This window comes from Mycobacterium sp. 236(2023), from assembly GCF_029623955.1.
Taxonomy (GTDB): domain Bacteria; phylum Actinomycetota; class Actinomycetes; order Mycobacteriales; family Mycobacteriaceae; genus Mycobacterium.
On the sequence record NZ_JARSBP010000001.1, the window covers coordinates 390429 to 402834 of the forward strand.

Below are 12406 nucleotides of genomic sequence, written 5' to 3' on the forward strand. Positions count from 1 at the left end.
TCCAGGGATCGCCGGACCCCCGGTCGCGGTCAGTCCCTGTTCAGGGTCGCCTCTTCGAGATCGAGGCCGTGCAGCATGGCGCGCAGCACCTCGTCGTCGATGGTGCCGTTGTCGCGTTCGGCGATGAACGCGGCGCGCTCGGCGGCCAGCATCTCCAATCGCAGGTTCCGGAACACGCCCATCGGCGATTCGGCGCCGTCGCCGTCGATCTGTTCCCGTGCCGCCGTGCCTCGCCGGTGGTTCCACGCCCGCAACACGTCGGCGGCGCGGTCGTCCACCTCGGTGGACCCATCCGACATCAGTTCGTCGAGGCGCTGTGCCGCCGCGCGGGCCGCCGTCTCCTTGGCCGTCGCTGCCGCCAGCGCGTCCGCGCGTTCCTGCGCACCCTGCCCGTCCAGCCTGCGGATCACCCACGGCAGGGTCAGACCGTGCAGCAGCAGCGTCCCGATCACGACGACGAACGTCAGGAAGATGATGTGGGGCCGTCCGGGGAAATCGGCGCCCGAAAGGGTCGTCAACGGAACACCGAACGCCGCTGCCAGCGAGACCACCCCGCGCATGCCCGCCCACGCGACGATGAAGACCTGGCCCGGCGCCGGGGCCGGTTCGGTGGCGCGGATGCGTGCCGACAGCAGCCGCGGCAGATAGGCGAACGGATACACCCACGCGATCCGCACGGCGACCACGGCCGCGAACACGGCGATCGACGACGTCACGATCACGGCGAACGACAGACCGTGCAGTTCGTCGATGATGACGGGAAGCTGCAGCCCGATCAGCAGGAACGCGAACGACTCGAGCACCAGTTGCACCGCCTTCCACACGGCGGTGTCCTGCAGACGGGTGGCATAACTGGCCCGGGTGGCGCGCTGCCCGCTGATCAGCGCGGCGACGACGACGGCGAGCACGCCGGACCCGTGGATCTCCTCGGCCGCGAGGTACACCAGGAACGGGGCCACTAGCCCGATCGCGCTCTCGACGAGCGGGTCGTCGAGGCGGGCCCGGATGTAGACGATGATCTTGCCCAGCACGTACCCGACGGCCACGCCGCCGGCCAGCGCGAGCCCGAACGTCGTCAGCCCCGCCTCCCACGTGGCAGCCGCACCGATCGCGGCAGCCAGCGCGACCTTGTAGGCGGTCAGCGCTGTCGCGTCGTTGAGGAGGCTCTCCCCACCCAGCAGCGTCATCGTGCGTCTGGGCAGGCCGAGTCTGCGCCCGACGGCGCTGGCCGAGACGGCGTCCGGCGGCGCGACGATCGCGCCGAGGACGAACGCCGCGGCCACCGTCAGGTCGGGCACCGTCTGGTAGGCCACGAATCCGACGACGGCGGTGGTCGCCAACGGCAGCCCCACGGCGAGAAGTCCGATCGGCCGCTTGTTGGCGCGCAGGCTGACGTAGCTGCTCTCCAGCCCGGCCGACCACAGCAGCGGCGGCAGGAGCACGTAGAGCACCAGCTCGGGGTCGAGCTCGATGCTGACGACGTCGTGAATGTTCGGGATCAGGCCGACGGCCAGCCCCGCCAGGACGAGGAACAGCGGAGACGACAGGTCGTAGCGGCGCGCCACCGCGGCCAACAGCACCGACACGACCAGGATCGCCAGCAACGAGGCACTCATGTTCCGATTCTGTCGGTCGGTCTGGCAGGCTGAAAATCGATGAGTGCAATTGAGGCCCCGCACGACCCCGGGACTGTGGTCATGCTGCTGGGCGCGAGCGACCGCAGTGGCGAGCTCGCGCTGGCGTTCACGCGTCTGGGTGCGGACGTCGTCACGGTCGACGACCACTCCGACGTGACGGCGCTGATCGAGGACACGAAACCGCGGTACGTGGTCGCCGACGTGGGTTCCGTCGCGACCGATGTGCTGGTCGAGATCGCCGGGCGCGATGACGTCGAGGTGTTCCCCACGCCCCGCAGCGCGCGCCTTTCGCTGGACGGCGAGGGCCTGCGGCGCCTCGCTGCCGACGAGCTCGGCCTGCCGACCGCGCCGTTCTGGTTCGCCGGTTCGGTGGAGGAGTTGACGGCGATCGCCCAGCACGCGGGGTTTCCGTTGGTGGTCAAACCGGTGGCCGCCGCGCCCGGCGAGGGGGAGTCGGTACTGCTGCGGGCCGAGGACGTGGAGCCGGCGTGGCGCAGCGCGGTGGCCGGCGGCAAGCTGAGCCTGCAGCGGGTGATCGCCGAAACCGTCGTCGAGGTCGACGTCGAGGTGACGCTGCTGACGGTGCGCACGACCGGCCCGGCGGGGCCGACGGTGTCGTTCTGCGAGCCGATCGGTCACCACCAGACCTCCGGTGAAGCCCTGGAATCGTGGCAGCCGCAACAGCTTTCGCCTGCCGCGTTGGATTCCGCGAAATCGATCGCGGCCCGCATCGTCAACTCGCTCGGCGGGCGCGGTGTGTTCGCGGTGGAGCTTTTGGTGCGCGGCGACGAGGTCTACTTCTCCGACGTCCGGCCGCGGATGCAGGACAGCGGCATGGTGACGCTGCGCTCGCAGCGGCTGTCCCAGTTCGAGTTGCATGCCCGCGCGATCCTCGGATTGCCCGTCGACACGATCATGATCTCGCCCGGTGCCGTCGAGATCGCCTATGCGGGCGACGACGACACCGCACCCGGCGACCTGCGTGCGGTGCTGGCCGAGGCGCTGGCCGTGGCCGAGAGTGACGTTCGTCTGCTGCCCGGCGGCGATACCGTCGCCACCGCGACCGCCCCCGATCCGATCGTGGCGCGCGACCGGGCCCGGCGGGTGGCGTCGGCGCTGCGCAGGCTCCGGGTGACGGGGTGAGCGAGGGCGAGGACGCGCCGGACAAACCGGCGGTCGCACCGTTTCTCGGCGCGCTGACAATCATTGTCGCCGTCGTGATCGGAATCTGGCTGATCAACATCTTCTCCGGTGACGACCTCACCGAGGAGCAGCAGATCGCGCGGGCGGCGTCGGGTCAGAACGATGCGCTGCAGCGCGAGGACTACCAGGATTTCCAGGCGTTCACGTGCGCCGCCCAGCACGGTGATGAGACCAAAGTGATGGATGGACAACGGGATTCGGTGGCCAACCGGGGTGACCGGTTCGTCGACCGGGTGGCCGGGGTCAGGATCGACGGGGACAAGGCCACCGCCGACATCACGTACTACTTCGAGAGCGACGAAAACGCCAAGGAGACGGTCGAGATGTCCTTCGCGCGCGAGAACGGAGCCTGGAAGGTCTGTTCGACCGGTCCCAGTTAGCTATGCAAGACTTCTGAGCGTGAGCTATGCCGGAGACATCACGCCCGAGGAGGCCTGGAAGCTGCTCAGCGACACACCGGATGCGGTGCTCGTCGACTGTCGCACCGAGGCCGAGTGGCGATTCGTCGGAGTGGCCGATACCTCGAGCCTCGGACGCGAGGTCGTCTACATCGAGTGGAACCGCACCGACGGCAGCCACAATGACGGTTTCGTGGACGACCTGAAGGCCGCCGGCGTCACCCCCGGTGAGCGTCCCGTGGTCTTCCTGTGTCGCTCCGGTAATCGATCGATCGGTGCGGCCGAGGCCGCGACGGAGGCCGGTATCGCGCCGTCCTACAACGTGCTCGACGGTTTCGAGGGCAACCTCGACGACGCCAAGCATCGCGGCGGCACCGGCTGGAAAGCCGTCGGACTCCCGTGGGTGCAGTCATGAGCGCCGAAGTTCCTTCGGTTCCGTCTGTTCGGGTCCCGGCCGCACTTCCCGACGGCGTCAGCCAGGCCACCATCGGTGTGCGCGGTGGGCTGCTGCGCTCCGGCTTCGAGGAGACCGCCGAGGCGATGTACCTGACGTCCGGCTACGTCTACTCCTCGGCGGCAGAGGCGGAGAAGTCGTTCACCGGCGAGATCGACCGCTACGTCTACTCGCGCTACGGCAACCCGACGATCTCCATGTTCGAGGAGCGGCTGCGTCTGCTCGAAGGTGCGCCCGCCTGCTTCGCCACGTCCACCGGTATGTCGGCGGTGTTCACGTCGCTGGGCGCGCTGCTGGGCGCCGGTGACCGGCTGGTCGCCGCGCGCAGCCTGTTCGGTTCGTGCTTCGTGGTGTGCAACGAGATCCTACCGCGCTGGGGCGTCGAGACGGTGTTCGTCGACGGCGACGACCTCTCCCAGTGGGAGGAGGCACTCTCGGTGCCCACCCAGGCGGTGTTCTTCGAGACACCGTCGAACCCGATGCAGTCGCTGGTCGACATCGCCGCAGTGTGTGAGATGGCCCACGCCGCTGGCGCAAAGGTCGTGCTGGACAACGTCTTCGCCACGCCGATCCTGCAGCAGGGGATGCCACTGGGTGCCGATGTCGTCGTGTACTCGGGCACCAAACACATCGACGGCCAGGGTCGCGTGCTGGGCGGGGCGATCCTCGGCAGCAAGGAGTACATCGACGAGCCGGTGCAGAAGCTGATGCGCCACACCGGTCCGGCGCTGAGCCCGTTCAACGCGTGGACGCTGTTGAAGGGCTTGGAGACGCTGGCTTTGCGTGTGCAGCACCAGAATTTGTCGGCGCACCGGATCGCTGAGTTCCTCGAAGGTCATTCGTCGGTGAGCTGGGTGAAATACCCGTTCCTGGAATCGCATCCGCAGTACGACCTCGCGAAGCGGCAGATGACGGGCGGTGGCACGGTGGTCACGTTCGAGCTGAAGGGCGGCACGAAAGATCGCGCGTTCGAGGTGCTCGACAAACTGCAGATCATCGACATCTCGAACAACCTGGGTGACGCGAAATCGTTGATCACGCACCCCGCCACCACAACTCACCGCGCGATGGGCCCCGAGGGGCGCGCCGCGATCGGTCTCGGCGACGGCGTCGTCCGCGTCTCGGTCGGCCTGGAGGGGACCGAGGATCTGATCTCGGATCTGGACCGGGCGCTGAGCTGAGTGTCGCGCGCATCGGACAAGAAGAAGGCACGCCGCAAGAAGCGGCAGTCGGCGCGCGATGCGGCTTGGTTACCGGCGGGCGTCCTCGACGAGCTCGAAAAGGCTTTGGAGCTCGAGGATTTCGACGCGCGGCTGACCGAGCGCGGCTGGGAGTTCTCCGAAGAGGTCGACGACGAAACCGGTGCGGTCTGGTATTGGCCACCGTCGGAAGCTGACGTCGCCGACACGGAAACCGTCAATGTGACCGTCATCCTGTTGACTCCCGACGAAGGCGGCGAGATCGCGCACGTCGTGTTCGTCGGCACCGACGACGACTACCAGTTCAACCTCGACGAGCTGTTCGAGCACCTCGACGCGATCGAGGCCTACCGCATGGGCGGGACCCTCCCTGACTTCGCCGAGGCTGAAGCTACGCAGGACCCTTCTCGCACTTTCCCTGCGTAGTTACAGTTTCGGCGCGCCGGACCCTTCGATCACACCTTGGGCTGCGCGGGCACGATCCTCGTAGCTCTTACGCTTGGCGGCGTCGAACGTCAGGAACACATCGGACAGGCCGAGCTTCTTGTTCAGCCAGCGACGTCCCTTGGGCGGCAGCATCTGCGCGGCCTGGGCGGTGAACCGCAGCGGTGGCGGCACCGCGACATGGGTCTTCGGCTTGTTCAGTGTCTTGACGATCGCCGCGGCGATCTCTTCCGGTTCCACGGGCTTGATCGCGCCGGAGGATTTGGTGCCCGAGATGAGCTCGGTGTTGGTGAACGGCGGCATGACCACCGAGACGGTGACGCCGTGCGGTGCCATCTCGTCGGCGAGCGCGGTGGACAGGCCCACGACGGCGTACTTGGCGCCGACGTAGACGACCTGCCCGGGCAGCGGGATCAGACCCGACAGCGAGGCGATGTTGATGATGTGGCCGCTGCGGCGTTTCACCATGTCCGGGAGGGCGAGCTGGCAGCCGGTGAGCACGCCGTAGACGTTGACCTCCAGCGATGACCGGACGGACTGCTCGGTCTCGTCGAGGAACGGTCCGACGGGCATGACGCCGGCGTTGTTGATGAGCACGTCGATGTGGCCGCCGCCGTCGGTGCGGGCCTTGTCGAGGAAGGTCGCGAACGACTCGCGGTCGGTGACGTCGAGCGGATAGCCCGAGACGGGGCCGAGGTTGGTCAGCTTGGCGACCGACGACTCCTGAAGTGCCACGTCACGGTCACCGATCACGACGCGCGCGCCCTGCCTCAGAAGGGCTTCCGCGGTTGCGTATCCGATACCCCGCGCAGCTCCGGTGATGGCGATGGTCTTGCCACGGATGTTGTCCATGCGGCCGAACTTTACACGTGTCAACTTTCTCGGGAAAGGGGCGTCGTGAGGTCGTCGGAGCGGCCCGCGGCCAGGCGTGACCACTGGGCGGCTGGGCGCCCGTCGACCCGGGTGTTCGAGCCGTCGACCTGCCAGGACTGCGGCCATCCGGCCGGGGAGTCCTCCCACGGCTCCTGGCGTCCGTACACGGTGAGGTCCATCAGGGCGAGGCTGTAGTCCATGGCTTCGACGCCGCGCAGGGTCGTCCAATACGTCTCGAACACGCGGTCTCCGTCGCGCACGTAGCCGACGATGTGCATCATGCCGACGGTGCGGCCGACGAGCAGTCGACCGAGCGACGGCAGCGCCGAGTACCAGGGCACGTCCCACCCCATGAACTCCCGATACCTGGCACTCTCCGGATAGGGGCCCTGACAGAACACCGCGTAGGTGATGTCACGCGAATGCAGGTAGGACAGTTCAGCGACCTGCGTGGTGACCCAGGTGCAGCCCTCGCACTGCTCGGGCGCGGGGTGACCGGCGTGCCACATGGAGTAGTAGGCGAGCAGTTGAGCGCGCCCCTCGAACGCATCGAGGAGCGTCACCGGCCCGCCGGGCCCGGTCAGCTCAAGGCCGGCGTCGACCTCCACCATCGGCAGACGCCTGCGGGCCGCCGCGATGGCATCGCCTTCACGGGTGTGCGCCTTCTCCCGGACACGCAGGGCGGCCACACCGGCCTCGAAGGTGGCGCGGTCGACGATGGGTGGCAGCGCGGTCATTCGACGACGTCCTCCGCCGCGGGGCCGAACAGATACAGATGCTCGAGCACCGGTGCCGGGTCATCCGACCAATCCATCGCCGCCAGTTGCGCACGGCTGCGCCGCCCCGTCCGCCACCGGAGAGCCTCGAAGTGCGTTGTGCGGAGTACCAATTCGGTTCCACCGGGTGGACCACTGCGATACTGCGCGTCCTCGGTGACGATCTGCAGCGGCTCCGGGGTCTCCAGCATCGTGAGCAACTTGTCCGCTGTCCAGCGGACCGACGCCGCGTCCCGCGCACCCGGTCGTCCGATGGCGCTGCGGATGTCGTGCTCGTGACACGCGACGTCGCCGGCGGGCGGCTCCAGTCCGGACGACTTCGCCAGTACCGCAAGGCGTTCGGCCGCTTCCGACCACGCCGCGAGGACCTCACCGTTGTCCCGGCCGGCGAATCTGGCGACGTGCTCAGCGGTTTCGTCGTCGCTCGGTGCGCCCGACAGTGACCCGTCGGCCCAGTCCGAGGCGACCGCCGCCATGTGGGCGACGACGTTCCGCACGGTCCACCCGGGGCAGGCGGCGACGGGTTGGTCCCACCCACTGGGCTCCGTCAGAAGTCCCATGACCCGCACCGTGGTCTCCTGGTAGAGGTCATTGGCCAGCATGGCAGCCTCCGCACGATGCGGCCGTTTCGTGCGAATCCTCGTAGGAATCACTGTGGCGCCACCACTGATACGGCGCCGTCTGTGGGTGACCGTCGGGAGAGTCTTCCCACGTCTCCTGGCGGCCGAGTGCCGTGATGTCGAGGAAGTTCCACGTGTTGACGAACGCCTCGTCGCCGCGCGCGTCGACGAAGTAGGTGCGGAAGATCTGATCGTCCTGCCGGATGAAGGCGTTGGTGCCGTGCCACTCGTCGACGCCGAAATCGACGTCAAACCAGCCGTGCTCTCCGGGAAGCATTGTGTACCAAGGGTGTTGCCACCCCATCTGGAGTTTCAACCGCGCGATGTCGGACTGCGGCGCGCGCGAGGTGTAGACGAGCGTCGTGTCGCGGGCGTTGAGGTGCGACAGGTTCGGAATGTGATCGGCCATCAGGGAACAGCCCACGCAGCCGTGCTCGGGCCACCCGCTCACCCCCGGATCCATGAACGCCCGGTACACGATGAGCTGACGCAGGCCTGCGAACAGGTCGAGCAGCGAGACCTGGCCGTCGGGTCCGTCGAATCGGTACTCGCGTTCCACAGGGGTCCACGGCATCCGTCGGCGCAGCGCGGCCATGGCATCGCGCGCCTTGGTGAACTCCTTCTCCTTGACCAGCATCTCGGTCAGTGCGGCGTTCCAGTCCTGCGCCGAAACGATGTGAGGCGTTTCCACGGGCAATCCAATCGTTAAACAAACTCGTTGAATATCTGTTCTCCAGCAGAACACGCACCGCGGTTATAGTCAACAGAATGGTTGAAGATCTGCTCGACCGTGCCTACGCGGCCCTCGCTGATCCCACCCGCCGCGGGCTGCTGGAAACCCTGCGCTCGGGGGACGCCCGCATCACCGACCTGGCTGCGCCGCTTCCGATGACCTTCGCGGGAGTGTCTCGGCACATCGGCGTGCTCGAATCCGCGGGCTTGGTGCGACGCGAGGTGCGCGGACGTGAGCACTGGTTGTCGTTGCAACCCGACGGCCTCTCCGAAGCTCAGCGGTGGATCGGTGAGCAGACCGAGTTCTGGTCGAGCCGCGCTGACGCACTGTCGGAGCGGCTGCGCAAGAAGGCGCGCGAGCGATGACCGACGAACCGGTGGTGCGCGTGCGGAGGGTGATGCCGGCGACGCCCGCGGTGGTGTTCGACGAATGGCTGGACCCCGAGGCGCTCGCGGAATGGATGTGCCCGCGTCCGTCGCGATGCGTCGCGATCACGATCGAGCCACACGTGGGCGGCCGGGTCCGGTTCGACGTCGATGACGGCGACAACAGCCCGATCGTGCTGATCACCGGCCAGTTCCTCGACATCGACCGGCCGAACCGGCTGCGGTTCACCTGGAGTCACTCCGGCTGGTCGGACCCGACGGTGCAGAGCATCGTCGAGGTCGGGTTCGAGCCACATGGTGACGATGAGACGCTGATGTCGATCGAGCATTCGCTGCTCCCGGCGGAGGCCTTCGACGACCACGATCACGGTTGGTCGCTCACCGCGGATCAGCTCCGACATCGGATCACGGTGAGCAAATGAGCCGCCCCGGAAATGCCAAGGGCGCACCTGCGTTAAACATGTAGGTGATGTCCGTTTCAGCAGTCGGCGAGTTGCGCTTCGTGGCGGTCGGTCAGGACGATCCGCTGGCCGCGCCGCTGATCGACGAGCTCGCGGTCGAGTACGCCGACCGCTACGGCGGACAGCGCGACCGGGTGCATGCGTGGCTGCGTGGTTATCCGGCCGACGAATTCGCGGCGCCCGGTGGCGGATTGGTGGTGGGGTTGCTCGACGACAGGCCGGTCACCGGCGGCGCCTTCCGCCGGTTCGACGACACCACGGCCGAACTCAAGCGGATCTGGACCGACAGCGGGCATCGGCGTCGCGGGTACGGCCGCGCGCTGGTGGCCCGCCTGGAAGCCGACATCACCGCGCTGGGCTACACGCGGATCTACCTGACAACCGGTGACCGCCAGCCCGAGGCCGAGGCGTTGTACCAGTCGATGGGTTACACCCGTCTCGACGATCCGCTGCCCGCCGAGGGAGAGGTCTACCCGATCGCCTTCCTGAAGGTGCTGCCATGACCGGTCTTCACGTCGGGGTCGCGCTGGAAGGCTACGGATGGCATCCCGAAGCGTGGCGGCAGGCCGATGCGCTTCCGGTGGCCGGCGGCCGCTACTGGTCGGACCTCGTGGCGACCGCCGAGCGGGGACTGCTCGACTTCGTGACGTTCGACGACTCGCTGAGCCCGCAGCGCAGGCGGCGGCCCGACATCGAACCGCGCTGGCTGGCGGGACGTCCCGACGCCGTGCTGCTCGCCGCGCACGTCGCGCCGGCCACCCGCCATATCGGTCTGATCCCGGTGGTGATCGCCACGCACGCCCAGCCGTCCTGCATCGTGAAATCCCTTGCCGCGCTCCATGACGTCTCGAAGGGGCGTGCGGGCTGGCAGGTGAGGATCAGCAGCGCCCCGCACGAAGCCGCTTTATTTGGCCGGCAAGAACACGCAGCCGATCTGTTCGCTGACGCCGCGAACACCGTCGCCGCGGTACGCGAGAGCTGGGACAGCCCCGGCGGTCCACCTGTCGTCACCGCGCTGGCCCACAACCTCGGTGTCTACGAATTCGCCTCCGACAGTGCAGATCTCGTGTTCATCACGCCGAAAGGTGACGAAGCGGTGGGTTCGATCCTCGCCGAGGTGGCCGACGCCGGTGGCCGGCATCTGCAGGTGTACGCCGACATCTACGTCACCTTCGGGGGTGTGGTCGACAAACGCTCCGACGCCGAAGTCTTCGACGGCACACCGAACGAACTCGCCGAGAAGATCAGCCGCTGGCATGAGCTCGGGCTTGCCGGCGTGCGGCTGCGGCCCGCGGTGGCCGCGGCGGACCTTCCCGTCATCGTCGACGAGGTCGTCCCACTACTCCAGCGCGACAACGGCTTCCGCACCAACTACGACCCGGGTGAGACGCTACGTCAGCGACTCGGCCTTGGGCTCGGATTGGAGAGGACCCCATGACCGTCCCGCTGTCCATCCTCGACCTGTCCCCGGTGCCCGCAGGGTCGGATCCCGCCACTGCGCTGCGCAACACCGTGGACCTCGCCCAACACGCCGAGAACTGGGGATACCGACGGTTCTGGGTCGCCGAGCACCACTTCGTCTCGGTGGCCAGTTCATCACCGGCCGTGCTGATCGGTCAGATCGCCGCTTCCACCAGCACGATTCGCGTCGGCGCGGCCGCGGTCCAGCTGGGCCAGACCACCGCCGTCGCCGTCGTGGAGAGCTTCGGCATGCTGGACGCCTTCCATCCCGGCCGCATCGATCTGGGCGTCGGGCGCTCCGGTCAGCGCCGCCGGGAAGCTCAGAAGGAGGGGGAGCGCAAGCGCGAGCCCAAACCCATTCCGCCGTGGCGCGAGGTGGACGGCGTCGTGGTCCCGCCACCGTTCGACATCACCGTGCTCATGCGCAACCCGCGGCTGAAGGCCAAGATGTCGGTGCTGCAGCAACCCGAAGCAGTGGCACCGGATTTCGGCGAGCAAGTCTCCGACATCCTGGCGATGATCGCCGGCACCTATGACATCGACGGCGTCGACGCGCACGCGGTACCCGGGGAAGGTGCAGCGCTGACCCCGTGGGTCTTCGGCAGCAGCAAGGGGCAGAGCGCGCGGGTGGCCGGGGCGAACGGACTGCCGTTTGTCGCGAGCTATCACATCACCCCGGCGACCGCACTCGACGCGATCGACGTCTACCGATCCGAATTCCGGCCCTCGGCAGCGCTTTCCGAACCCCACGTCGTGGTATCCGCCGACGTGGTCGTCGCCGCCGACAGCAGGACCGCCAAGCATCTGGCATCCAGCTACGGACATTGGGTGTACGCGATCCGCGCGGGCGATGGTGCCGTGCCCTACCCGGACCCCGAAACCGTGACGCCCTTGACGCCCGAGCAGGCCGCTCTCGTGAAGGACCGCACCGCAACGCAATTCGTCGGGGACCCCGACGAAGTCGCGCACGGACTGGACAATCTGCGGCGGGTCACCGGCGCCGACGAACTGGTCGTCACATCGGTCACCCACGACCATGCCGACCGTCTGAATTCCCATCGACTGATCGCGCAACGCTGGGGGATCGCGCGTTGACAGGAAGGTCTCACAGTCAGATTCACCTCGGCGTGCAGACGCCGGCAGGTTTCGACGCGGCTGCGCGAGTGACGAGCACCGCCGAACGCGGGCTGTTCGACTTCGTCGTCGCCGATGACTTCGCCGTGCTGGCCGCTCTGGCCGCTATCACGAACAGCATCGGGCTGGTGGCGGCGGTCGACACGACCGGCAGCGCGCCGTTCGACGTCGCACGCCGACTGGCCACCCTCGACCACCTTTCCGAAGGGAGGGCCGGCTGGATGGTGTCCAGCGGGCTCGAGGCGGAGTTCGTCGCCGTGGTGACCGGGTTCTGGGACAGCTGGGCGCCCGGCGCCGTCGTCGCCGATCGCGACAGCGGTCGCTACGTCGACTCCGATCGCATCCAGGTGTTCGAACACCGCGGGCCCCGGTTCGACGTTCGGGGCGTCGCCACCCTGCCGGCGCGGCCGCAGGGACATCCCGTTCTGGTGCGCGGCTTTTCGTTCCTCGAAGCCGGCACCGCAACACCCGACGAGGTCGACCGGGACGAGCACGCCGGCTTCGTGCTGGCGCCGGCAGATCTCGACGGGTTCGTCGACACCGCCGTCCCGCTGCTGCAGCGGCGGGAAAGATTCCGCACCGAGTACGCCGGCGACACGCTGCGGGCCCACTTGGGGTTATAAGCTT

At 67.9% G+C, this 12406-nt stretch carries 16 protein-coding genes; 11 read left to right on the forward strand and 5 right to left on the reverse strand.

Annotation, left to right across the window (positions count from 1 at the left end; all coding sequences use genetic code 11):
* Positions 1-29: 29 nt before the first annotated feature.
* Positions 30-1616, reverse strand: coding sequence for a Na+/H+ antiporter (locus P9A17_RS01830; protein ID WP_278036887.1), 1587 nt, complete (start codon positions 1614-1616; stop codon positions 30-32).
* A 39-nt stretch (positions 1617-1655) separates the two neighbouring features.
* Here P9A17_RS01830 and purT point away from each other — a divergent pair, with 39 nt between their 5' ends.
* The 5 genes from purT to P9A17_RS01855 are packed head-to-tail and all read left to right on the forward strand — an operon-like array spanning position 1656 to position 5317.
* A complete protein-coding gene (gene purT / locus P9A17_RS01835) occupies positions 1656-2780 on the forward strand; it encodes a formate-dependent phosphoribosylglycinamide formyltransferase (protein ID WP_278036888.1) in 1125 nt (374 codons plus the stop codon).
* A complete protein-coding gene (locus P9A17_RS01840) occupies positions 2777-3220 on the forward strand; it encodes a lumazine-binding protein (RefSeq protein WP_278036889.1) in 444 nt (147 codons plus the stop codon). The genes purT and P9A17_RS01840 overlap by 4 nt, the downstream gene beginning before the upstream one ends.
* 19 nt (positions 3221-3239) lie before the next feature.
* Positions 3240-3653 carry a rhodanese-like domain-containing protein gene (locus P9A17_RS01845; RefSeq protein ID WP_278036890.1) on the forward strand — a complete coding sequence of 138 codons (414 nt, stop codon included), beginning with the start codon at positions 3240-3242 and terminating at the stop codon, positions 3651-3653.
* Positions 3650-4873 (forward strand): O-succinylhomoserine sulfhydrylase, encoded by a 1224-nt coding sequence (locus P9A17_RS01850; RefSeq protein ID WP_278036891.1) that lies wholly within the window; start codon positions 3650-3652, stop codon positions 4871-4873. Before P9A17_RS01845 ends, P9A17_RS01850 begins: the two co-directional genes overlap by 4 nt.
* Positions 4874-5317: a hypothetical protein gene (locus P9A17_RS01855; RefSeq protein ID WP_278036892.1), complete on the forward strand. Its 444-nt coding sequence runs from the start codon at positions 4874-4876 to the stop codon at positions 5315-5317.
* Here the strand turns inward: P9A17_RS01855 and P9A17_RS01860 are convergent, their stop codons facing one another.
* From P9A17_RS01860 to P9A17_RS01875, 4 genes are read right to left on the reverse strand one after another with little or no spacing between them, the layout of a single operon-like run.
* Positions 5318-6187, reverse strand: a complete 870-nt coding sequence (locus P9A17_RS01860) for an SDR family oxidoreductase (protein ID WP_278036893.1) — start codon at positions 6185-6187, stop codon at positions 5318-5320.
* Between the two features lie 20 nt (positions 6188-6207).
* Entirely contained in the window at positions 6208-6945 is a 738-nt protein-coding gene (locus P9A17_RS01865; protein WP_278036894.1) for a DUF899 family protein, read from the reverse strand.
* On the reverse strand, positions 6942-7586 hold the full coding sequence (locus P9A17_RS01870; RefSeq protein WP_278036895.1) for a maleylpyruvate isomerase N-terminal domain-containing protein: 645 nt from the start codon (positions 7584-7586) through the stop codon (positions 6942-6944). Before P9A17_RS01870 ends, P9A17_RS01865 begins: the two co-directional genes overlap by 4 nt.
* The gene (locus P9A17_RS01875) at positions 7573-8295 is read right to left on the reverse strand and encodes a DUF899 domain-containing protein (protein ID WP_278036896.1); all 723 of its coding nucleotides are present in this window, start codon (positions 8293-8295) and stop codon (positions 7573-7575) included. Before P9A17_RS01875 ends, P9A17_RS01870 begins: the two co-directional genes overlap by 14 nt.
* Positions 8296-8372: 77 nt before the next feature.
* Between P9A17_RS01875 and P9A17_RS01880 the strand changes: the two genes are divergently transcribed.
* The 6 genes from P9A17_RS01880 to P9A17_RS01905 are packed head-to-tail and all read left to right on the forward strand — an operon-like array spanning position 8373 to position 12402.
* Positions 8373-8702: a metalloregulator ArsR/SmtB family transcription factor gene (locus P9A17_RS01880; protein ID WP_278036897.1), complete on the forward strand. Its 330-nt coding sequence runs from the start codon at positions 8373-8375 to the stop codon at positions 8700-8702.
* Complete coding sequence (locus P9A17_RS01885) at positions 8699-9145, forward strand: SRPBCC domain-containing protein (RefSeq protein ID WP_278036898.1); 447 nt, start codon at positions 8699-8701, stop codon at positions 9143-9145. The genes P9A17_RS01880 and P9A17_RS01885 overlap by 4 nt, the downstream gene beginning before the upstream one ends.
* 47 nt (positions 9146-9192) lie before the next feature.
* Complete coding sequence (locus P9A17_RS01890) at positions 9193-9687, forward strand: GNAT family N-acetyltransferase (RefSeq protein WP_278036899.1); 495 nt, start codon at positions 9193-9195, stop codon at positions 9685-9687.
* Entirely contained in the window at positions 9684-10622 is a 939-nt protein-coding gene (locus P9A17_RS01895; RefSeq protein WP_278036900.1) for an LLM class flavin-dependent oxidoreductase, read from the forward strand. The genes P9A17_RS01890 and P9A17_RS01895 overlap by 4 nt, the downstream gene beginning before the upstream one ends.
* Positions 10619-11740 (forward strand): LLM class flavin-dependent oxidoreductase, encoded by a 1122-nt coding sequence (locus P9A17_RS01900; RefSeq protein ID WP_278036901.1) that lies wholly within the window; start codon positions 10619-10621, stop codon positions 11738-11740. Before P9A17_RS01895 ends, P9A17_RS01900 begins: the two co-directional genes overlap by 4 nt.
* A gap of 32 nt (positions 11741-11772) precedes the next feature.
* A complete protein-coding gene (locus tag P9A17_RS01905; protein WP_278036902.1) occupies positions 11773-12402 on the forward strand; it encodes an LLM class flavin-dependent oxidoreductase in 630 nt (209 codons plus the stop codon).
* Positions 12403-12406 lie beyond the last annotated feature (4 nt).

Excerpts from the sequence above, each read along its gene's own strand:
- P9A17_RS01830 (WP_278036887.1), bottom strand. The coding sequence starts at position 1,616 with ATGAGTGCCTCGTTGCTGGCGATCCTGGTCGTGTCGGTGCTGTTGGCC.
- purT (WP_278036888.1), top strand. The coding sequence starts at position 1,656 with ATGAGTGCAATTGAGGCCCCGCACGACCCCGGGACTGTGGTCATGCTG.
- P9A17_RS01850 (WP_278036891.1), top strand. The coding sequence starts at position 3,650 with ATGAGCGCCGAAGTTCCTTCGGTTCCGTCTGTTCGGGTCCCGGCCGCA.
- P9A17_RS01860 (WP_278036893.1), bottom strand. The coding sequence starts at position 6,187 with ATGGACAACATCCGTGGCAAGACCATCGCCATCACCGGAGCTGCGCGG.
- P9A17_RS01865 (WP_278036894.1), bottom strand. The coding sequence starts at position 6,945 with ATGACCGCGCTGCCACCCATCGTCGACCGCGCCACCTTCGAGGCCGGT.
- P9A17_RS01870 (WP_278036895.1), bottom strand. The coding sequence starts at position 7,586 with ATGCTGGCCAATGACCTCTACCAGGAGACCACGGTGCGGGTCATGGGA.
- P9A17_RS01880 (WP_278036897.1), top strand. The coding sequence starts at position 8,373 with ATGGTTGAAGATCTGCTCGACCGTGCCTACGCGGCCCTCGCTGATCCC.
- P9A17_RS01885 (WP_278036898.1), top strand. The coding sequence starts at position 8,699 with ATGACCGACGAACCGGTGGTGCGCGTGCGGAGGGTGATGCCGGCGACG.
- P9A17_RS01890 (WP_278036899.1), top strand. The coding sequence starts at position 9,193 with ATGTCCGTTTCAGCAGTCGGCGAGTTGCGCTTCGTGGCGGTCGGTCAG.
- P9A17_RS01895 (WP_278036900.1), top strand. The coding sequence starts at position 9,684 with ATGACCGGTCTTCACGTCGGGGTCGCGCTGGAAGGCTACGGATGGCAT.
- P9A17_RS01900 (WP_278036901.1), top strand. The coding sequence starts at position 10,619 with ATGACCGTCCCGCTGTCCATCCTCGACCTGTCCCCGGTGCCCGCAGGG.